General features: G+C 48.0%; 21 protein-coding genes. 10 read left to right on the top strand and 11 right to left on the bottom strand.

Features of this window, described 5'->3' with window-relative positions; all coding sequences use genetic code 11:
* Nucleotides 1-67: 67 nt before the first annotated feature.
* From NZ043_RS07490 to NZ043_RS07480, 3 genes are all read right to left on the bottom strand, one after another.
* Entirely contained in the window at nt 68-1,027 is a 960-nt protein-coding gene (locus NZ043_RS07490; RefSeq protein WP_062836785.1) for an MraY family glycosyltransferase, read from the bottom strand.
* A 121-nt stretch (nt 1,028-1,148) separates the two neighbouring features.
* Nucleotides 1,149-1,961 carry a hypothetical protein gene (locus NZ043_RS07485; protein WP_339311267.1) on the bottom strand — a complete coding sequence of 271 codons (813 nt, stop codon included), beginning with the start codon at nt 1,959-1,961 and terminating at the stop codon, nt 1,149-1,151.
* A 62-nt stretch (nt 1,962-2,023) separates the two neighbouring features.
* Complete coding sequence (locus tag NZ043_RS07480) at nt 2,024-2,320, bottom strand: metalloregulator ArsR/SmtB family transcription factor (protein WP_339311265.1); 297 nt, start codon at nt 2,318-2,320, stop codon at nt 2,024-2,026.
* A gap of 375 nt (nt 2,321-2,695) precedes the next feature.
* Between NZ043_RS07480 and NZ043_RS07475 the strand changes: the two genes are divergently transcribed.
* Nucleotides 2,696-3,094: a nuclear transport factor 2 family protein gene (locus tag NZ043_RS07475; protein ID WP_339311263.1), complete on the top strand. Its 399-nt coding sequence runs from the start codon at nt 2,696-2,698 to the stop codon at nt 3,092-3,094.
* Nucleotides 3,095-3,752: 658 nt separating this feature from the next.
* Here the strand turns inward: NZ043_RS07475 and gntK are convergent.
* The 4 genes from gntK to NZ043_RS07455 all read right to left on the bottom strand — a co-directional run bounded on the left by gntK (nt 3,753) and on the right by NZ043_RS07455 (nt 8,656).
* Nucleotides 3,753-5,303 carry a gluconokinase gene (gntK, locus tag NZ043_RS07470; RefSeq protein WP_339311261.1) on the bottom strand — a complete coding sequence of 517 codons (1,551 nt, stop codon included), beginning with the start codon at nt 5,301-5,303 and terminating at the stop codon, nt 3,753-3,755.
* A 274-nt stretch (nt 5,304-5,577) separates the two neighbouring features.
* On the bottom strand, nt 5,578-6,405 hold the full coding sequence (locus tag NZ043_RS07465; RefSeq protein ID WP_091035913.1) for a carbohydrate ABC transporter permease: 828 nt from the start codon (nt 6,403-6,405) through the stop codon (nt 5,578-5,580).
* 20 nt (nt 6,406-6,425) lie between these two features.
* Nucleotides 6,426-7,292: a sugar ABC transporter permease gene (locus NZ043_RS07460; RefSeq protein WP_339312682.1), complete on the bottom strand. Its 867-nt coding sequence runs from the start codon at nt 7,290-7,292 to the stop codon at nt 6,426-6,428.
* A 128-nt stretch (nt 7,293-7,420) separates the two neighbouring features.
* Complete coding sequence (locus tag NZ043_RS07455) at nt 7,421-8,656, bottom strand: ABC transporter substrate-binding protein (RefSeq protein WP_339312680.1); 1,236 nt, start codon at nt 8,654-8,656, stop codon at nt 7,421-7,423.
* A 362-nt stretch (nt 8,657-9,018) separates the two neighbouring features.
* On the opposite strand from NZ043_RS07455, the gene NZ043_RS07450 reads away from it, so the two are divergent.
* The 5 genes from NZ043_RS07450 to NZ043_RS07430 all read left to right on the top strand — a co-directional run bounded on the left by NZ043_RS07450 (nt 9,019) and on the right by NZ043_RS07430 (nt 15,352).
* Complete coding sequence (locus NZ043_RS07450) at nt 9,019-9,786, top strand: GTP cyclohydrolase II (RefSeq protein ID WP_091035917.1); 768 nt, start codon at nt 9,019-9,021, stop codon at nt 9,784-9,786.
* Nucleotides 9,787-9,978: 192 nt separating this feature from the next.
* The gene (locus NZ043_RS07445; RefSeq protein ID WP_026081418.1) at nt 9,979-10,548 is read left to right on the top strand and encodes a glycerol-3-phosphate responsive antiterminator; all 570 of its coding nucleotides are present in this window, start codon (nt 9,979-9,981) and stop codon (nt 10,546-10,548) included.
* 28 nt (nt 10,549-10,576) lie between these two features.
* Nucleotides 10,577-12,064 (top strand): glycerol kinase GlpK, encoded by a 1,488-nt coding sequence (gene glpK, locus NZ043_RS07440; protein WP_339311258.1) that lies wholly within the window; start codon nt 10,577-10,579, stop codon nt 12,062-12,064.
* 556 nt (nt 12,065-12,620) lie between these two features.
* Nucleotides 12,621-14,279 carry an FAD-dependent oxidoreductase gene (locus NZ043_RS07435; protein WP_339311256.1) on the top strand — a complete coding sequence of 553 codons (1,659 nt, stop codon included), beginning with the start codon at nt 12,621-12,623 and terminating at the stop codon, nt 14,277-14,279.
* A gap of 68 nt (nt 14,280-14,347) precedes the next feature.
* Nucleotides 14,348-15,352 (top strand): Gfo/Idh/MocA family oxidoreductase, encoded by a 1,005-nt coding sequence (locus NZ043_RS07430; RefSeq protein WP_047840822.1) that lies wholly within the window; start codon nt 14,348-14,350, stop codon nt 15,350-15,352.
* A gap of 104 nt (nt 15,353-15,456) precedes the next feature.
* Here NZ043_RS07430 and NZ043_RS07425 read toward each other — a convergent pair whose 3' ends face one another.
* Nucleotides 15,457-15,756 carry a helix-turn-helix domain-containing protein gene (locus tag NZ043_RS07425; protein ID WP_026081419.1) on the bottom strand — a complete coding sequence of 100 codons (300 nt, stop codon included), beginning with the start codon at nt 15,754-15,756 and terminating at the stop codon, nt 15,457-15,459.
* A 422-nt stretch (nt 15,757-16,178) separates the two neighbouring features.
* Between NZ043_RS07425 and NZ043_RS07420 the strand changes: the two genes are divergently transcribed.
* A complete protein-coding gene (locus NZ043_RS07420) occupies nt 16,179-16,559 on the top strand; it encodes a DoxX family protein (protein WP_339311253.1) in 381 nt (126 codons plus the stop codon).
* Nucleotides 16,560-16,753: 194 nt separating this feature from the next.
* Here the strand turns inward: NZ043_RS07420 and NZ043_RS07415 are convergent, their stop codons facing one another.
* From NZ043_RS07415 to NZ043_RS07405, 3 genes are all read right to left on the bottom strand, one after another.
* On the bottom strand, nt 16,754-17,272 hold the full coding sequence (locus NZ043_RS07415; RefSeq protein ID WP_076209663.1) for an AbrB/MazE/SpoVT family DNA-binding domain-containing protein: 519 nt from the start codon (nt 17,270-17,272) through the stop codon (nt 16,754-16,756).
* Nucleotides 17,273-17,377: 105 nt separating this feature from the next.
* Nucleotides 17,378-18,058, bottom strand: coding sequence for an LrgB family protein (locus tag NZ043_RS07410; protein ID WP_091035927.1), 681 nt, complete (start codon nt 18,056-18,058; stop codon nt 17,378-17,380).
* Nucleotides 18,055-18,426 carry a CidA/LrgA family holin-like protein gene (locus tag NZ043_RS07405; protein ID WP_307541481.1) on the bottom strand — a complete coding sequence of 124 codons (372 nt, stop codon included), beginning with the start codon at nt 18,424-18,426 and terminating at the stop codon, nt 18,055-18,057. Before NZ043_RS07405 ends, NZ043_RS07410 begins: the two co-directional genes overlap by 4 nt.
* A 163-nt stretch (nt 18,427-18,589) precedes the next feature.
* Here NZ043_RS07405 and NZ043_RS07400 point away from each other — a divergent pair, with 163 nt between their 5' ends.
* From NZ043_RS07400 to NZ043_RS07390, 3 genes are all read left to right on the top strand, one after another.
* Nucleotides 18,590-19,474 carry a LysR family transcriptional regulator gene (locus tag NZ043_RS07400; protein ID WP_047840818.1) on the top strand — a complete coding sequence of 295 codons (885 nt, stop codon included), beginning with the start codon at nt 18,590-18,592 and terminating at the stop codon, nt 19,472-19,474.
* A gap of 111 nt (nt 19,475-19,585) precedes the next feature.
* Nucleotides 19,586-20,443, top strand: a complete 858-nt coding sequence (locus tag NZ043_RS07395; protein ID WP_091035930.1) for a carbon-nitrogen hydrolase family protein — start codon at nt 19,586-19,588, stop codon at nt 20,441-20,443.
* A gap of 71 nt (nt 20,444-20,514) precedes the next feature.
* A complete protein-coding gene (locus tag NZ043_RS07390) occupies nt 20,515-21,189 on the top strand; it encodes a GNAT family N-acetyltransferase (RefSeq protein ID WP_339311247.1) in 675 nt (224 codons plus the stop codon).
* Nucleotides 21,190-21,228: the final 39 nt, after the last annotated feature.

Genomic DNA, 21,228 nt, shown 5'->3' with positions numbered 1-21,228 from the left:
GACGAGCCAAGGAATCTTGGACTCGTCTCTTTTTACATTCCGATATGACCGCTTTTGTTGCGGATACTTACATCTCTACCAGCATCAATATAATGGAAGACAGACACAGGCAGGTACTAACCAGATAGAGGACAGCAACAACCTGTTTGTGATTCAATCCGGCACGCAGCAGTCGATAGTGCGCTTGACTCGCGTCGGCCTGATAGATTGCTTTACCTTGAATGAAACGTTTGATAACGACAAAGATGTTGTCGAAGATCGGTACACCCAGCGCCAAAATCGGAATGAAGATGGACAACATGGTTGCTTGTTTGAATGCACCATCCAGAGCGATAACCGCCAAAATGAAGCCAAGGAACGTTGCGCCTGCATCACCCATGAACACTTTGGCAGGAGCTTTGTTGTACTTCAGATAACCAATCGTCACACCGACCAGAATGATCGACATGAGTGCGGAATCAGTTTGACCTTTGGCAAGCGCCACAATGAACAGTGTGATCGCCGAGATAGCTGATAATCCGCCAGCCAGTCCGTCCATGCCGTCCGAGAAGTTGATGACTGTTGTCACCCCAAAGATCCAGAGGATCGTGAGAATGAATTGCAGCCAGATTGGAAGCATGACATATTCCGCGTTGAAGGGATTCACGAATCCAGTGAACGCAATGCCAGAAGCAAACACGAGTACTGCCGCAGAGACTTGTACGAGCATTTTGGGCAGGGCAGGAAAATCTTTGCCTTTTGTTTTGTACCAGTCGTCGACGGTACCAATCGTTAGCAAAAGCATACCACCAGCGACCAGAGCCGCTGTTTCCCATGTGATTTCTTTGGTCAGAGCAATGTATGTCAGGAAAAATCCAGTAAATATCGCGTAACTCGCCGTGAGCGGGATCGGTTGCCTGTGCAGCTTACGCTCCACATCTTCCCGGGGCTTGTCCACAAAATCGAGCCGGTGAGCCAATCGACCAAGCGGCGGAATAAGCAGAACCACGACAGCAAAAGACACTATAAAAGCCAGTATGTATACCATAAACTCGCTTGTTTCACTCCCATCTACCAATTTCCCCTTATTATACGAGTTAAACAGGAAATCTGTCGATGTCATTATTGTAACCAGACGTACGCAAAGGTGAGCAAAAGTTCAGGTTTGATCACATTTGAGGAAGATAGGAGCCGAAATAATGTTTTACGGCTTCTGCATGATATCCATCATCACCTTGCCAGGTCGCCGCAAAGATGAAATCACTGGAACCACCTTTGCGTTTTCTCGGTTTAACTCCAGGAACCAATATGCCGGCTGCAGCCCAGATTTCCAGCAGGGCATCTCGCTCCTGTTTGCTGGAAGGGAAGAGATCCTTCCACTTTTTCTCAAGTGAGCGAGCACTGTCTTTGGGGTCTTCCGTCTGAGCTGCTTCAAGCAGGTTGATCAGGATGGCTTGGTCTTCAGGAGTTACTTCATAGTTTGTATCGTTGTCCTGAAGCAGTAATTCCAGATCCATCAGGCAATAGATAAGCCAGCCATGACGAACGCCCCCCCACTTGATCCGTTCAAAATTAAGGACGTTTAAGTCGACATTGGAATATTCCTTGTCTGACTGCAAACGCAGGAAGTTACAATCCCCACAGGCACTGGTGTTAGGGTGAAGGGCAGGGCGTTCCGCATAGGTATGCAAAGGCATATTCGATGTTAAAGCCCAGCTGGATAATGCGCTACGCAGGTAGACTTTTTTGGTGGACAGACTATGTAAAAAGGCCGACATGACCCGCTCCTTGAGCGAGTCATCCTGATGCATGTCGTATAGGCGCTGGACTATCTCGTCATGCGTGATCGTGAGTGGATCGAACATAACACCTTTGCTTTTGGCATAATCAAATTCCTCCCCGGAGAAGGGTAGAGAGGTTGTTTTCCAGCCTCCACCTCCCCAGAAGGTGCTCAGCAATATCTTTGCCGCTTTTTTGTCCATATGGTTAGCCTCCTTTTTGCGATCATGATGAAAGTAGTTCTTCAATCTCAAACCTGCTTACTTTAATGTACGTATTCCTCGGTTGTATTCAGAATCATGTCGACGAGGCCTGGAAAACGTGCGTTTAGTTCTTCCTTTCGTAGGGAATAAAAGTGCTGTTTACCTTCAATGCGCGGCTGGATCACGCCAGCTTCACGTAAAATTTTGATGTGATGGGACAACGTGGATTTGGAAATATGGTCTACTTCGAAGGCGGAACAGTTTTTCTCGCCAGAGCTGGCTAGACAGTGTGCAATTTTCATGCGGATCGGATCACCCAATGCATTGCAGACCGTGGTCAGTTTCAATTCCGAAGCCATAGGTATCGTTGGAGTTCTCATATCTATGACGTTAGCATATTCGGCTTTCTCTTTCAATGTTTGAAAAAAATCGAACTATAGAAGTTGAACTGTAACTATTACACTTGTTTACTCCGATTGCAGTACCATCTTTCGATCGCTCTTATCCCCAGATTTTCTTTATTCCCTTGGTCCAAGGGAAAAATCCGGTGATAAATGCGCACGCTTCGCTTCTTCAGATTGGTTCTGCACTCTCCGTGTTAGTGTAAAAGTCGGTCTCAACTTATATATTTCTTGCAGGCAGTATAAGAAGTATGATAAATTTCTTTTCAGTTAGTTCGAAAATATTCGAACTGAAAGATTGGAAAACGGTTTTTTATTCTAGGAGGAATATGAATGAGTACTATAAGTACCACAAATACAACTACGATGTTGAACAACTATTTCCGTTTATTTGATGCTTCACGCACAGATGAGCGCGCGATGCAGGACTTATTGTCCCTGTTCACACCGGACGCAGAGATTGTGCTTAACGGCAGCAGCAGATCAGGGTTCGATGGTTTTATGAAAGCTTTTTACGAGTACAATAAGGATGTAAAACATATGTGGGACGGTTGGGTGCAACAGCCTGACGGCAGCTACCAAACGAACTGGGCAGTATGCGGACAAGCGGCAGACGGAACGGTATATGCCAAAGCAGGCATTGATATCGCGCGTGTAAATGATGCGGGGCAGATTGTGTATCTGGAGAATGTACAGGCCGATCAGAATGCGTTCAGCAAGTATAATCAGTAATAGCGCAGTGTGAATAAGTAATAATGCAATGGTTAGGAAATGAAGCTCTACAGTCTATCAAGCTGTGGGGCTTTTTTTGGTGGAATATTTAGGTGATTTGAAAGGCGCTGAGAACGAGGGCTTCATCACTCTGGTAGCACTGTTTCTACAGGTAGATCGGTACACAAAAACTGTACATGAAAAAGACCGTCCCGCATGTTTTAAACATGTCGGGACGGTCCTTATGAACGTGCATAAGATGTATTCGCTAGAGCCGCAGGTTATTCTGAGCCAGACGAGCTTAGCAGAGGGGGATTACTACATGTTGGTGACGGTGGTCGGTCAATTCTAACGAACCAGAGACGCGCTATTGGCCAAAAATCTGCATAAGTCAGATTCTAACGAATCGCTGAGACGCTATTTTCCGGTTATTCTAACTTTGGGGCAGTTTTCCGCGGCTAAAATCCGATATAAGGTGTCTCAGGTTCGTTAGATTTTGAAAACATGTTATAAACATCATATAAGACGTCTACGATTCGTTAGACCATTCCATGTTCAACGTTTTGACCCTCCACCGTGTAACATTCCAGACGTTTAACCCTCAAATTTCCAACCCTCAAAAGCTCAGAGCCTAAACCGTCCCATCCTCCGTCATCCTGTATGCCATCCCACGACTTCTCTACCCCTGCATCGTCTTATTCTGAAAAGCAGCGATATCCGCATACTCTTCTTCGAATTTGCGGGAGATGCGGATGAAGATGGGCAGCAGTTCACGGTAGACACGGACACTGTCCGGGTCTGGTTGGTGCCGGTGCGTTGATCCGATCATGCCGGAGACGGCAATCAGGGAATCGATGCGGCCAAGGGCGTACAAGCCCAGTACGGCTGCACCGAGGCAGGAGCTTTCGATACTTTCGGGAATGATGACATCCTGATCGAAAATATCGGCCATCATCTGGCGCCACAACTCAGAGCGGGCGAAGCCGCCTGTCGCCTGGATTTTTTTCGGACGACCGATCTTTTCTTCAATCGCGAGCATGACCGTGTAGAGGTTAAACAATACACCTTCGAGCGCAGCGCGAATCATATGTTCCTTCTTATGATGTAGCGTCAGGCCGAAGAACGAGCCGCGGGCGTTCGCATTCCAGAGCGGAGCCCGCTCACCTGTCATGTACGGATGGAACAAGAGACCTTCCGAACCCGGAGGTACGTTTTCCGCGACACGAGTGAGCACTTCATATGGATCGATGCCAAGTCTTTTCGCCGTTTCCACCTCGGAAGCCGCAAACTCGTCCCGAATCCAGCGGAAAATAACACCGCCATTGTTCACCGGTCCACCAATCACCCAGGCGTCCTCTGTGAGCGCATAACAGAAGAAACGTCCTTTTGGATCGGTCACCGGTTTATCTACGACTGTACGAATCGCTCCACTGGTACCAATGGTCACGGCCACGACGCCCGGATCAATGGCGTTCACGCCCAGATTGGAAAGCACACCATCACTTGCACCGATCACAAACGGTGTGGTGACCGCAATGCCCATCTCCTTGGCGTACTCCGGGTGCAATCCATGTTTCAGCACATGTGTGGTTGGAACCAATCGGGACAGGTGTTCCGGCGTAATGCCTGCCACATGCAGCGCTTCTGCATCCCAGTCGAGTTTCTCCAGATTCATGAGTCCGGTGGCGGAGGCCATGGAGTGATCAATGACGTATTCAGAAAATAATTTATAGAAGACATATTCTTTCATGGATATGAATTTGTACGTCTGTCTGAAAAGTTCTGGTTGATCCCGGGTGAGCCACATGATCTTGGTGAGTGGGGACATCGGATGAATCGGCGTACCTGTTCTCAGATAGATTTCGTGACCATTCATCTCGGATTTGAGTACTTCGGTCCACTCGGCACTGCGATTATCTGCCCATGTCATGGCCCGCATCAGCGGTGTGCCGTGTTGATCGACAGGCAGAATGCTGTGCATGGCCGAACTGAAGGATACAAACAGGATGTCCTCTGGCTTCACTCCCGCTTTGGAAGTGGCCTGTTTAACCGATGTAATGACTGCTTTGAAAATATCTTCCGCATCCTGCTCCGCAATCGCAGGTGTGGGGGTGTGCAGCGGATAATCGGCACTGCCTTGTGCCACAATGGTTCCGTTCTGTTCGAACAAGACGGCCTTGGTGGAGGTCGTGCCGATATCTACGCCGATCATATAGGGTGAAGAAGCCATTTTGTCATCCCTCTTTCTTGAATATATAAGTGAATGAATGCTGTTACACGTTCACACTTCGGGTACAGAAAGCCTTCCGCTCGCCGTTATCCCCAAATTTCTTGATTCCCTCTTCAAAGGGAGAAATTTGGTTATAAATGCGAACATTCCATTTCTTCAGGCCCTTTCTGTCCCCTTTGCGCACGTGGCGCTATTCATCCAACTTATATGGCATCTGTTATTTCATCTATAGATAAGAATATCAGACTTGAGGGATGGATCAAAATGCAGAACCCTAGTCCTTCACCGCCCCTGCGGCAATATCCGAAATAAACTGACGGCTGATGAACAGGAACATCACGATGAGCGGAATGACAGCAAGCAACGTACCTGCGATGACCATCGCATAGTCTGTGTTATACAGCCCGTTTAATTGAGACAATGCAATCTGCAACGTGTATTTGCGTTCATCCGTCAGGACGATCAACGGCCACAGATAATCATTCCATACGCCGATAAAGGTGAACGCGCCAAGGAAAGCAAAGGCAGGTCGCAGAATTGGCAGCGCCACGTTCCAATAGAGTCGGAAGAAATTACAGCCATCGATGCGACCCGCATCCAGCAGATCGTTCGGAATCGACTCCGTGGCATACTGACGAATCCAGAAGATACCGAAGGCGTTCACCATGCCCGGAATAATGAGGGCTTTGAAGGAACCAACCCAACCGAACGTGGCCATGAGTACGAAGGAAGGCACCAGCGACAGCTGGGAAGGCACCATCATGGTAGCGAGCAGCAAGATGAAGAGCCACTTTTTGCCGGGAAATTCGAACTTCGCAAACGCAAACCCCGCCAGTGAATCAAAAAACAGTACAAGTATGGTCACAAGGCCCGACACAAACAGCGTATTCAGAAAGGCGCCCCAGAAATCAATCTGCTGCAATACGCGCGTAATATTATTCCATAGTTCACCCCCGAACCAGAGCTGAGGTGGGAACTTGTAGATATCGGACGTTGTCCGGGTGGACATTACAATCAGCCAATAGAACGGGAACATGGATATGAGCATGCCCCCGATAAGACCGGTATACAACACCAGCGATTTGAGGTGTTTGGACGCCATAAGCGCTCCCCCTTGTCACATCAGGATGATTTGCCTTGAACAAGCTTCCAGTTCACAATCGAGAACAGGGCGATAATGAGGAACATGCCCCAACCAACGGCAGCGCCATATCCGAAATAATTGTTAATGAAGGATTCACGGTAGAGGTACAATACAATTGTCATGCCTGCTGCACCAGCGCCGCCATCATTACCTACCAATACTTGAGGCTCGGTGAACAGCTGCATACCCCCGATCGTTGATGTAATGACCGTGAACAGGATCACAGGACGCAGCATCGGAATTGTAATTCGGAAAAAGGACTGTATCGCTGATGCGCCGTCAATCTTGGCCGCTTCGTATAATGTCTGCGGGATACTCTGAAGTCCGGCCAGGTAGATGACGGCGTTATATCCGGTCCAGCGCCAGACAACCATGGAGGAGATTGCGACTTTAATGCCCCATGGTGCATTAAGCCACTCCACAACCGGTAGCCCGACCGACTGCAACAGATAATTGAGAAAGCCATAATTGTTGGCAAATAAGGCACCGAAGATAATGGCTACCGCTACGATGGACGTGACGTTTGGCAGGAAATAACCGACCCGAAACAGGGTACGGAACTTCACAAATGGTGCATGCAGCAAAAAGGCAATAATCAGGGCGAAGAAGAGCATTGGAATCGTCGAATAGATCCAGATCATGAACGTGTTGCTCACGGCTTGCCAGAACTCGGCATCAGTCAGCATGTATTTGAAATTGTTGAGTCCGTTAAACGTCATGACACCGATGCCATCCCATTTATGAAAAGCCAGATAGAGTGAGAACCCGATTGGGAACAGCCCAAATACCGCAAACAGAATATAAAACGGCGATATCGCAACATAGAGTGCACGATGCTCCCACATTCTCGCCCATAGTGACTTCTGCCGATCCAGATCAGGTCTTGCATTTCCGGGATCGGGAGTAAGACGAGGTTCAGTTACAGCCATATGAATTCCTCCTTTGCGGATAACGAAACCACACGTTCTTCAGGTTAACGCTGCAATTCCCGCTCGACGCGGTGTACCGTATCCGTCCAGACCTGCTGTGGATCGGCATTTTGCTTCGCGACATCATTCAGCCGCCGGGTGATAATGTTGTGTACGGATGGGTATCGTTCGCCAAAGAAAGCATCCGGCACCTCCTGTGCCGATTCGGCAAATACAGGCCCTGTCGCCTGTCCACCGAAGAAAGGTTCTTTTTCTTTCATGGCAGGATCATCAAACACACCTGGTGCAGAAGGGAACAGGTTCAATGTTTGGTATTGCTCCAGTTGATTTTCGGGACTTTGCAGCCAGCGAACCAGTTCGAAGGCTTCCTGAGGATGTTCACTTGACTTCAGGATGGACAGGAATGATCCCCCGTTGTTGCCATCTCCCCCTGGTGCCCGAGCGACCCGCCATTTCCCGGAGGTGTCCGGAGCGGCTTCCTGAAGCACTTGTTTCATCCAGACAGCACCTACGAAAGAGGCGATTTCACCATTATTCATCGCGGCGTTCCAGCCTGGAGTCCAGCCATCTGCATTGGCAAGCAGTCCCTTTTCTTTAAAAGCAACGGCCGTATCCCAGCTCTTGCCCACAGTAGCGGAATCCATGCCGATAAAGGACCCGTCCGGCCGGAAGTAACGCTCAGCAGACTGCGATATGACTTGGTTGTAAACGGTTGCAATATTGTCGGTTAGAAAAACCTTGCCTCCGAATTTCTCCTTGAGCTGTTCTCCGGCAGCAGCATATGCATCCCAGCTGTTGATCTGGCGTGTAACGTCTTCGGGATCAGATGGCAATCCGGCCTCTTTGAACAGATCTTCTCGGTAGAAGAGGGCTGTTGGTCCCGTATCCATCGGGAAACCAATCATCTGTCCGCTTGGCGTAACTCCTTGCTTCCATTTCCACGGCAGATATTGGTCTTCAATATCTCCTGCACCGAGATCATACAGATTATAGAAACGGTCCTCACTGGGGAAAAGCTCCATGATCCAGTCGTTCAATGCGACAATGTCTGGTTCACCTGAGCGTGCAGCGAGTGTTGTTTTGAGCTTTGCTTTAAAATCACCGCCGATTTTCTGAGCTGTCAGTTCGATATTGGGGAATTTTTCCTTAGCCCTGGCAAGCAACTTATCATCGATGGAACGATTCCAGTACCATAATGTAAGCGCTACCTTTTTGTTGTTCGCTGAATCGTCCTGTCCGGGCCAGATGGAGCATCCGCTTATGAGCAGGACGCAGACCATCAGTATGGCTGTCCAGCATGTTCTTTTCCGGCGGATCATGTGTATTACCCCCTCATCGTTAAGTTCGAGGCATGAAGTGCTTTGGACTACAACATTAGTGTATGAGCAGTTTATAAACTCATACCCAATATTCCTAAAATGAAACACATATTTGTGTCCGTTGCGTAACATAATTTTAGTAGTTACTTTAAAAATAAAAGTTACTTGACACTTTATAATTTTTATTCTAAACTAACTTACATAAAGTAACTAATGATGATGAGAATAATATAGATACGTACTATATAACATCCAAGTGATCCAATTTCGCTCTGGATGCGAATCAATCAACATACAAGTTGGCCTAAACAGGAGGAACGACAATGATCAATTCACATATTATTCAACTGCTTGCCCCCAAAATTCAGACTTTTCCGAGTGGAAAAGAGTTCATATACCTGGTGGGACCAATCAAGCTTCCGGTTAACCTCGATGGGGAGACCAAGACATTCCAGTGGTACAGCTGGATGAAATCGGACAAAGCGATGGAGAGCGGCGAGTTAATCGAATCTCTTGCTGCTGCTGAACTGGCAGAGCGTCAACAATCCAGTGTTCTGGTGTATGGTGACTTTGCTGAAGCACAAGAAGCGCTGATCCGGATGCATAGCATCTGTCATACAGGCGACATCTTTGGCAGCAAACGCTGTGATTGCGGCTTCCAATTGGAGCAATCCATGAAAATGATCGCCGCTCACGGAGCGGGTGCACTGTTCTATCTTGCGAACCATGAGGGACGTGGCATTGGTCTGTTCAGCAAAGCCATGGCGTACATTTTGCAAGAAGAAGGTCTGGATACGGTAGATGCAAACTTGCAGCTTGGATTCACAGACGATGCTCGTAATTATGACGATGCGATTGCTGTGTTGCGTGCACTTCGCACCGCACCGGTTACCTTGATCACCAACAATCCACGGAAGCTGGCTGCCTTGCAGGAAGCGGGATTAAATGTGGGCGGACGTGTTCCGCTGTGGGGAGATCGTTCTGCTTTTAACGAGAAGTATCTGCAAACGAAAGTGAATCGTTCCGGTCACTTGGCGGAAAGTGATGGCTGGGCTGGGGCAGAGACGTTGCTTCCGCATGCGCAGGCTTAATTATTATTAATAGACGTAATCGATTAGTTGATTAGTCGTTGTGGTACTCTCCGTTATGGAGAAGTACAGCAGCGGCTTTTTGGTATGGAGAACAGGGTAGCGATCAGGTTTTCCCGATTCATGGAATGGCTTGCCGTTCCCACAGTGCGGATTATACAATATAGTCATCTGATGAATGCGGGAGGAACCAAGGTGCCATTTGAGGGACAACGTATATTGCCGGCTGCAAAGAGCATGAAGCAGTTTGAAGCGATGATTGAAGGCCCTTATACCTATGGGGTGATGCTGGAAACCCATATTGCACAGCTTCAGAGTGTAATGGACGAGGCGCGGCGGTATGACAAGAAGATACTTTTGCATGCAGATTTGGTTCAGGGTTTAAAAAACGATGAGTATGCGGCAGAGTATCTGTGTCAGCACATTCGCCCGGCAGGACTGATCTCTACGCGTGCGAGTGTCATTCAGAAGGCAAAGCAGAAAGGCATTACAGCGATTCAACGTATTTTTCTGCTGGATACCCATGCGCTGGAGAAAAGTTATCTGTTGCTGGCCAAAACCCAACCGGATTATATTGAAGTATTACCTGGCGTCATTCCGCATATTATTGCGGAAGTATCTGTGCGTACAGGGATACCCATTATTGCGGGGGGATTGATCCGTTCACCGGAAGAGGTCGAACTTGCGCTTGGCGTCGGGGCTACGGCAGTGACCACATCCAACGCAGATCTGATTCGACACTTCGAGAAATCGCTTACACCGTAAAAAGAACCCACAACAGGAGGTTGGCTGTATGGAAAAATATATATTGGCTCTGGATCAGGGAACGACAAGCTCCCGAGCTATTCTGTTTAACCGTGGCGGAGAGATTGTGCACATTGCACAGCAGGAATTCCCTCAATATTTCCCCAAACCGGGCTGGGTAGAGCAGAACGCCAACGAAATCTGGAGTTCCATTCTTGCCGTGATGGCTTCATGTCTGGCAGAGAGCGGAATCAAACCTGTTCAGATTGCTGGAATTGGAATTACCAATCAGCGGGAGACGGTTGTGGTATGGGACAAAGAAACAGGCAGACCCATCTATAATGCAGTGGTATGGCAATCCAGACAGACCGCAGATATCTGTGAAGAATTGAAGACGCAGGGTCTCGGGGACCTTTTCCGCCGGAAAACAGGATTATTAATCGATCCCTACTTCTCGGGAACAAAGGTGAAGTGGATTCTGGATCATGTCCCTGGTGCCCGGGAGCGGGCAGAGAAGGGTGAAGTGCTGTTTGGCACGATTGATAGCTGGCTGATCTGGAAACTGAGCGGGGGGACACATGTCACGGATATATCTAATGCCTCACGTACCCTAATCTATAACATCTATGATCTGCAATGGGATGACGAATTGTTGGATATCCTCGACATTCCTAAGGCCATGCTGCCAGAAGTACGAGGTTCATCCGAGGTGTATGCACACACGACAGATTATCATTTCTTCGGTCATCGGATTCCGATTGCGGGAGCGGCAGGAGATCAACAGGCAGCGATGTTTGGTCAGGGGTGTTACACCAAGGGTAGCATGAAAAATACATATGGTACCGGTTGTTTTATGCTTATGAATACGGGAGAGACCCCGGTACAATCCAATCATGGACTGATTACAACGATTGCCTGGGGGATGAATGGCAAGGTTGAATATGCGCTCGAAGGCAGCATTTTTGTTGCAGGTTCAGCGGTTCAGTGGCTGCGTGACGGATTAAGGATGCTTCGCTCTTCAAAAGATAGCGAGGATTACGCCTCACGTGTGCCTTCGACAGACGGCGTTTATATGGTACCTGCATTTGTGGGACTGGGCAGTCCGTATTGGGATAGTGAAGTTAAGGGTGCGGTGTTTGGTCTGACACGAGGCACGACGAAGGAACACTTTATCCGTGCTACGCTTGAGGCGTTGGCGTATCAGACCAAAGATGTACTGGAGGCAATGGAATCCGACTCGGGTATTCCTGTGCATGCTCTGCGTGTAGATGGAGGAGCGGCGGCCAATGATTTTCTCATGCAGTTCCAGAGTGATATTCTGGGCATTCCTGTCGAACGCCCAACGGTGAATGAAACAACTGCATTGGGTGCGGCTTATCTGGCAGGATTAGCGGTTGGATATTGGACGAGTGCGGATGAATTGACCGATCATGAAAATACGGAGCGTGTCTTCCAGCCTGTTATGGCTGAGCAACAACGAATAGAACTGTATGCAGGCTGGAAGCGTGCAGTGAACGCAGCAATGGCTTTTAAATAAGCATTTTGCATAAATCACCTGAGCGTCTTCAAATCAGCAAAATATAGATCGAAATGATTTTGTTCGTCTATACACTGGTTGGATCAGGATGCTTCTTCCTGTCCAACTTTTGTACCCGTGAGCGGAATGATTCGAATTATGAAAAATGCTAAATAAGAGGAATGAAATGAATATTTCTTGGGTGGGTATTTGTACTTTTTAACTAAACATATGTTATAAATGATATTTACTGGTGGAAAATGATGCATGATTTACAGGGTTATTCTTCCTGGAGAAGGTAAAATATATATCCACTATAAGGAAAAAAATAAGTTTAGTGGATTCATTTGAAATTCCATCCTTTGGCAGAACAACTTTTTGAATTTTTTTTGAATAATGTGTCATTTCAGGACTTCACGCCGTCAAAAATCTGTGATAGGATAAAGGCACAAGTTAAAAAATGATGTCTGGAGATCGGGAGGGACCACGTGCCGCTCAGCAATTGCTGAGCGAATGACGTGGTCCTTTTTTTGTTTTTTTTACGGAAAAATTGAGAAAATCAATAGGAGGTTCAAGAATGACAGAAACGTTCTCGTCAGCACACCGGACCGAATATTTGCAAAACATGGCGAATGTACATTTTGACGTATTAATTATTGGTGGTGGGATTACAGGCGCAGGGATTGCATTGGACGCGGCTTCCCGTGGAATGAAGACAGCACTTGTAGAAATGCAGGATTTCGCAGCAGGTACATCCAGTCGATCGACCAAACTTGTCCATGGCGGATTGCGTTATTTGAAGCAATATGAAGTGAAGATGGTTGCTGAGGTAGGACGGGAGCGGGCTGTAGTCTACGAGAATGGGCCACATGTGACCACGCCAGAACCGATGTTGCTACCGATCTATACGGCAGGTACGTTCGGCCGCTTCAGCACGTCCATTGGACTGATGGTGTATGATCGGCTCGCCGGGGTGAAGCGCAGTGAACGGCGCCAAATGTTGAATGCTGGAGCGGTGTCAGATAGTGAACCTTTACTACGCAAGCAGGGACTGTTAGGTGGTGGGCTCTATGTGGAGTACCGGACAGACGATGCCAGGCTCACCATTGAAGTCATGAAAGAAGCTGTCAAACGTGGGGTACAGGCAGTGAACTACGTTAAGGCGAAAGGTTTCCTGAAGGAGAATGGCAAGATTACAGGTATTGAAGCTATTGATCAGATCGATGGGCAGACCTATACGCTAAAAGCAAGCAAGGTGATCAACGCTTCCGGTCCATGGGTGGACGGTCTGCGGGAATTGGATGGTTCGCGCCAGGGGAAAACGCTACAGATGACCAAAGGCATTCATTTGGTCTTTGATGGTAAACGATTCCCGCTAAGACAGGCGGTTTATTTTGATACACCAGATGGTCGAATGGTGTTTGCTGTCCCGCGTGATGGCAAAACCTATGTGGGGACAACCGACACCGTATATCAGGACGATCCTGCACACCCCCAAATTTCCGACTCCGACCGTGATTATGTCATTAATGCAGTCAATGGCATGTTTCCAGATGTACGGATTGGTACCGAGGATGTGGAATCCGGATGGGCGGGTGTACGTCCACTAATCCATGAGGAAGGCAAGAATCCTTCCGAAATTTCACGTAAAGATGAAGTCTGGGTATCCGAATCCAATCTGATTACGATTGCCGGGGGCAAATTAACCGGATACCGTAAAATGGCCGAGATGGTCGTTGATCTGGTCGCACGCCAGATGGAGCAGGAGAGTGGGCATTCCATAGGCCCTTGTGTAACGAAGAAGATGCCCATCTCCGGCGGTGATGTAGGGGGATCGGCTGGATTTGTATCGTATGCGGAGCGCAAGATCAAGGATGGTGTTGCCTTGGGACTTGCTCGACCTGCTGCGGAGCGACTGGTCCGCACGTATGGTTCCAATGTGGAGGCACTATATGAGCGAATGCCCGATCCACGCACCAAGTCCGAGCTTCATGGCATGCCACAGGAGCTACTGTTGATGTTAAGTTACGCGATTGATGAAGAGATGGCTGTAACTCCGTCTGATTTTTTGGTACGAAGAACAGGTGATTTATTCTTCCGTATTGATGAAGTTCGTCGCTATAAAGCAACGGTTATCTCGTATATGGCAGGTCGTTTGAACTGGTCTGAAGAGGAAGAGGTTAAACATACACAGGAACTGGATCAGCTGTTGCTGGAAGCATCCGGCAAAATCTGAGGCAGGATTTCAAGATCGAGAGTCGAATGGAACATGTAAGCGTGTAACATAGAGAGGGGATTACATCCATGACATTACAGATCGGAATCATTGGAACAGGCTGGTTCAGTAAGGTACACGCGGATATTCTCGCACGGATGGAAGGTGTTCGTGTTGCGAGTGTCTGTGGAACATCGCTCGAAAAGGCAGAGGCTATGGCCTCCGTTTATGATGCTGTTGGTTACGGGGAACTTGAACATATGCTGGATGGTGAGAAGCTGGATGCGGTGTATATCTGTGTGCCTCCGATGTCTCACGGATCGATTGAGTCCGAATTAATCCGCCGTGGTATTCCATTCCTGGTGGAGAAACCTTTGAGCACCGGAATGGATGTTCCGCGTCAGGTGTTGGATCAGGTGCAAAAGAGCGGATTGTTAACCTCTGTAGGATACCATTTCCGTTATCAGGAGGCCGCGCAGGTCCTGCAGCAGTCGATGAAAGAACAGACGGTCGGCATGGCACTTGGCCGCTGGATGGGCGGAATGCCAGGGGTCGCCTGGTGGCGGCGTCAGGACGGTTCAGGAGGACAATTCGTAGAGCAAACTACACATATTGTAGACTTGCTTCGGTATTGTGCAGGAGAAGTTACGGAGGTATATGCTGTAGCAGCTCAGCGAAGCATGCATGAGAAGCATGAGCATGTGACCGTTGCTGATGTGGCGAATGTGACGCTCAAGCTGGAAAGTGGAGCGATTGCCAGTATCGCCAATACATGTCTGTTGCCAGACGGAGAGGGCGGCGCTGGGCTCCAGTTCTACACGGATGCAGGTGTGTGGGATTGGACGCCAGAACGTTTGCTTCTGCCAAGTGCCGCAAAACATGCGATGGCAGGTCTGGAGATTCCGGCAGGACATAATCCATACGAGCGTGAGAATGAAGCGTTCATTCATGCACTGCGTACGGGAGACCGTTCACGAATTCTGTCCGATTATGCGGATGCCTGCCGTACACAGGAGATTACGACAGCGGCGCTGGCATCGGCAGATTCCGGTCTGCCTGTACAGCTTCAGCCTTCAAAACATCTCTCTCATTAAAAGGTTGAAGGTAATATAAATACGCCTGAATCAGGGAATGATCCGCAGATCAGCCTGATTCAGGCGTATTTGTGTTGAGTAGAGATTATTGAGCAGCAATTCAACTACTCGGATTTCTGTTGTTTCAACCAGTCGGATGACCAACTGTAGATCTGATCAATGACAGGTTCAATGGCTCTGCCTTTCGGTGTCAATTCATACTCTACACGGGGAGGTATCTCGGGAAACATGTGTCGGGTTACGATACCTTCCGTCTCCATTTCCTTCAATCGCTCCGATAAAAGTCGTCCACTGATCGCCATCTCTGCTTCAAGCTCCGTAAACCGCTTGGGTCCGGACAACAGTTGGTACATGATTAACAGTACCCACTTCTTGCCTATGATATCTATGGCTTGAGTGATCATACAGGGACTTGGTGCTTTTACTTTTTTCAGCTTCAACGTATTCACCTCGATTCATGGTTATTTTTTCGCAGGTTGTATATGAAAGGACATGGTTTCTGCCGCTTTAAGAATATAGGACATCCATATAAATGAGGGTTACTACAAAATATACTGTAACATACCTTTTGTATGTATTATACATCATACAGCGAAAAATTACTTGAAGAAATTATATTATTATTATATACTAACTTCACAAAAGTAAGTTGGTGATAAATAATACGTATAATATGAACGCGTACTATTCTGAAAATTGAACTCGGCTGAACGGTTGAAAACAGAGTGACCTTTGGGAACTTTTACATAGATTCTTTTTTTACAATGTGCAGCACAAATAATCATTACATAGTAGGAACATATAATTTGTACAGGAGGATCTACATATGAACAAAATTTTGGGTTATATTTTTCTAGTTATTCTTGCAGGTGTGTTTGTCATGACAGGGTTTAACAAGATTAGTGGGGCAGACATGATGATTCAGACATTCGAAAGTTTCTCTTATCCGACATGGACCATGTATCTGCTGGGCGCTGCGGAGTTACTTAGTGCAGTAGGATTGCTGATTCCACGGACTCGCATCCTGGCTTCTGGCATACTGACATTCATTCTAATTGGGGCCGTGGGAAGTCATCTGATCTATGCACAATACGCTGCTGTTCCGTTCCCGGCTGTGTTGTTGGTAGCTAACATTATTGTCCTGGTGGTAGGCATGCGCAGATTGGAAGCGGAAGAAGAAGGCCAGATGGACGCGATTCAGACGTAAAGGAAAGATGAATAGAAGATTTGAAACGATATCATGAGATGGCCGCTGCAGATGAGCATAGGTCATCTTTTTTATGATTGAATGGGATTTAATATAAAAAAAAGAAGAACCCACGAAAAACAACGGGTTCTCTTGCAGCGGGACTTCCTGGATTGGAAGGTCTTCTGACTATAAATGATCAAATGCCATTTTGATTATAGTAACTTTTTTAATTGAGAGACGCGTCCTTGGCTGATGCCAAGCTTTTCCGCAATTTGCTGTTGAGCCAAACCGGGATTCTGTTCAACAATTTCTTTCATCTGTTGCAGCATGCGTGCCGTCTTCGGCCGCAAATCCGGGTATTCTTGGTTGTCAGCTGTGGTCCCTTCTTCCCTAGCGGGAGATGAGACTGAGGCGGATTTGGAAGCAGGACGCTCCACGGGTGCAGGAGCCTGTTTGTTCTGAGGTACGAACCAGTCGGGAGAGTCATCCGGGTGTTTTAATTGAATTGCACAAGTCCGGCAGATGAATTGTTCTTTGAAATACATTTCCGTATCTACATCACCGCAAAAAATACATAATGTTGATTTGTACTTTCGTAAAATCAACTCTTTCCCTTCAATGAAAAACTCAAGCGGATCGCCGATATGGATTTCCATCGTATCCCGCATTTCTTTGGGAAGGACAATTCGTCCAAGACGGTCCAGAGATCTCTTCATTCCGGTTCTTTTCATCGCATCTCCTCCGCAATATTCACAATTAAAACCTGTCCTTATTGTAAGGAAGAAAGGGCTTTAATACAACAATAATATTTCAAAAAAGTGGGATAATTCCATCTATTATGGGAAAATAAGTTTGGAAAGGATGGGGGCAACGGCTAAAGTGAATAATGCAGCGAGCACCATGGAGATGCTGGAAATGGTACCAGTAAGGGAACTTAGTTCAAATGCCTTGGATGTCCCTGTGCCATGGGCACCGGTTCCAAACAGTGTGCCTCGTGCAATCTCCCCATCGATGCGCAGCATTTTGACGATAGAAGGTCCCATAATCACTCCGAGCAGACCAGTCATAATAACAAAAACAGCTGTCACTGCGGGTATGCCACCGATGGTAGCCGAAACGTTCATGGCAATTGGGGTGGTAATCGATCTTGGGATCAGACTATGAATGAGACCGGAATCTAGGCGCAACCATTTGGCGAGCAGGGCAGAAGAAAGTACGGCAACGACCGAGCCGGTCATGACACTGAAGACAATCTCGGAAATATGTTTTTTGAGTACATGGAAAAAGGTATATAGCGGTACGGCAAAAGCCACGGTGGCCGGTTGGAGAAGCAGACTCAGCCATTTGCCGCCACTGCTATACGTGGTATAATCCGTTCCGGTTGCAAGCAATATGCCAACAACAAGCAGCGGCGTAATGAGCAGTGGAGACAGATATACTTTTGGCAGATTACGATACATTCGTTTGGCGACCCCATAGATACCGACGGTTAACAGCAGGCAGAGAAATCCAATCATCCGGTGTGACGCCCCTTTCGTTTCGCGATTCGTGTAGCAACCAGGCCTGTGCAGGACATGACCAGGAATGTGCTAAGTAGTACGATGAATAAAATCTGCAGTCCGTCATGCTCCAGCATGGGCATATAGTTCATAATGCCAACGGCTGACGGGATAAAAAATAACAATAGTTCACCGAGCAGCCAGGCAGCTCCAACTTCAATCCAGCGCAGCTTCACGACACGAGTCTGAAGCAGAATGAATAACACAACCATACCGAGTATTGAACCCGGTACAGGAAGATGGAGAGTACGGGCCAGCAGGTCCATGAGCAGTGAAAAAACCATTAAGAGCGCAACCTGTGCAATACCAAGGCCCCATTTTTTCACTTCAATCCCTCCTTGTATAATCAACGTAATCGTTTGAGTTATTATGAAAATGAATGGAAACGTTGTTTGATATCATAAATTTTACATGGCATTCTTTCATGAGTAAAATGCATATTAAGAATGTTTACTATTCCATTTATCTATGAGAGGTGGGAATCAACCGATGGATATCCGCCATTTGCAATATTTTCTGGAAGTTGCCCGGCAGCAGAGCTTCACAAAAGCCGCCGAGGTGCTATATATCACCCAGCCCACGATCAGCAAGACGGTCAAGAGTCTTGAAGAGGAATTAGGGATCACGCTCCTGGACCGTTATGGCAAAAAGGTGGAGCTAACCGATGCAGGCCATGTGTTTTTTCGGCAGGCGCTTGAGATTGAAAAATCATTCCGCAGTCTGTCGTCCGAATTGGACGATCTGATGAATTTGAAGAAAGGTCATCTGCGGATTGGGTTGCCGCCGATGGTGGGGTCCAGCTTTTTCCCCATGATCATTGGCGAATTTCACAAAGCCTACCCGCAGGTGACCATTCAGCTGTTTGAGGATGGTGCCAAAAAAGTGGAGGCCGATGTGATCAGTGGTGCACTGGATATTGGCGTTGCTGTACTGCCAACCGTGGATGAGCTGTTGGATCATTTTGTGTTTGTCAAAGAGAAGCTGAACCTGCTCGTACACCCTTCACATCCACTTGCGGGGAAAGAGTCGGTTGCGCTGCATGAACTGGAAAACGACGCCTTTGTGCTGTTTCGGGAAGATTTTGCGTTGCATGACCGGATCATTGTGGCCTGTCAGCATGCCGGGTTCCAGCCCCGGGTGGTATATGAGAGCTCCCAGTGGGACCTGCTCAGCGCGATGGTTGCCGCCAATCTGGGGGTGGCCTTACTACCAGAGACGATCTGTCGTGAGGTGGACCATATGCGCGTGCGCATTATACCGGTGGTGGAACCAGTGATTCCATGGCAGCTCGGTATGATTTGGCGGAAGGATCGTTATCTTTCATTTGCCACGAGAGAGTGGATCGGATTCACACAGTCGATGCTGGGTGAGTAAGGAAGAGATCGGAAGGTTGTTCTGTCATTGTAGTGCCTAGTGTAAATACTCTTTTGTTGACCCCGGATCGTTGTTACAATGGAAGCATAATTATGGTGGAGGTGTACGAACATGAAACTGCGGGTATCCGCTGTACAATACCAATTGCACACAATCAGCTCGTTTGAGCAATTCGCCGCTCAGGCTGAGCATTACATACGGACAGCGAGCGAATACGGAACCGAATTTGTGCTGTTCCCGGAATTTTTCACAACGCAGTTAATGTCCATTGGGGACAAACAAGGCAATGCACTGACGATTGAGGATCTGCCAAACTTTACGGAACAATATGAACAACTGTTCACGTCGCTTGCTGCCAAGTACGGCATGCACGTCATCGGGGGAACCCACGTCATTCGCCGTGAAGGGAAGTTATATAATACAGCCCACATGTTCTACCCGGATGGTCGCATCGTGCGCCAGGACAAGATTCACATTACGCCAACCGAAGTACAGGAATGGAATATGGCTCCCGGAGATGGACTTGAGGTGTTCGACACGGATAAAGGCCGTATTGCCATGCTGACCTGTTACGATATTGAATTTCCGGAAATTGTACGGATGGCCAAAGCGAAAGGCGCTGACGTGATTTTCTGTCCTTCCTGCACGGACGATCGCCACGGTTTCTATCGTGTGCGTTATACGAGTCATGCCCGAGCGGTGGAGAATCAGGTGTATGTTGTGTTAACCGGAACAGTGGGTAACCTGCCAACCGTTGACTTCATGCGTGCCAACTATGGACAGGCTGCAATTATCACGCCAAATGATATCCCGTTTCCGCCACGTGGCATTCTGGCCGAGGGTGAGATTAACAACGATATGATCGTGACCGCCGATCTGGATTTGGACTTGCTGTATGAGGTACGTGAACGTGGATCGGTAACGACCTGGCGTGACCGCCGTACTGATCTGTATACCGATTGGGAGTAAACAGCAACTTTTATAGTCGAACGGAACATAGCAGGAATTCATTTGTCAGTGGAAAGGGGCGATCCGGCAAGATGTATACAAAAGAAATGTTGATCACCGACCCGGAGCAAAGTGGCAAAAGGGTAAAGGCAGTCGTTCGCAATTATGTTGCAGCCGACTTTGAGGAACTCATTCGCATTCAGGCGGAGAGTTTCCCTCCTCCTTATCCGGAAGAGCTGCTCTGGAGTCACGAGCAGCTCACCAGTCATGTGAAGCATTACCCGGAGGGTGCCATCTGTATTGAAGTCGATGGAGAATTGGCTGGTTCAATGACCTCGCTGCGGATGCAGTGGGACCCTGCACATCCAGCAAGTCATACCTGGGCCGAAGTAACGGATGACGGCTATATTCGTAACCACCAGCCGGATGGCAACACGCTGTATATTGTCGATCTCTGTGTTCGTCCAGGGTACCGCAAATGGGGACTGGCTCAGCTTATGATGCAGGCGATGTACCACCTTGTCATCGCTCAGGGGATGGATCGGTTACTAGGTGCTGGTAGAATGCCCGGTTATCATCTGGTTGCAGACCAACTGTCTGCGCAGGAATATCTGGATCAGGTAGCAGCGGGAGAGAGACGTGACCCGGTGATATCGTTCCTGCTTCGCTGTGGCCGCATGCCGGTTGGTGTGACCGCAGACTATCTGGACGATGAGGAATCCTGCAACTATGCTGCCCTGATGGAGTGGCGGAATCCGTTCAGATAAAGAAATGTTAAACGAAATACATCATCAATCGAGGGGGTA

Source organism: Paenibacillus sp. FSL k6-2145 (assembly GCF_037976585.1).
Classification (GTDB): Bacteria; Bacillota; Bacilli; order Paenibacillales; family Paenibacillaceae; genus Paenibacillus.
This window is presented reverse-complemented; position numbering and strand designations above follow the sequence as displayed.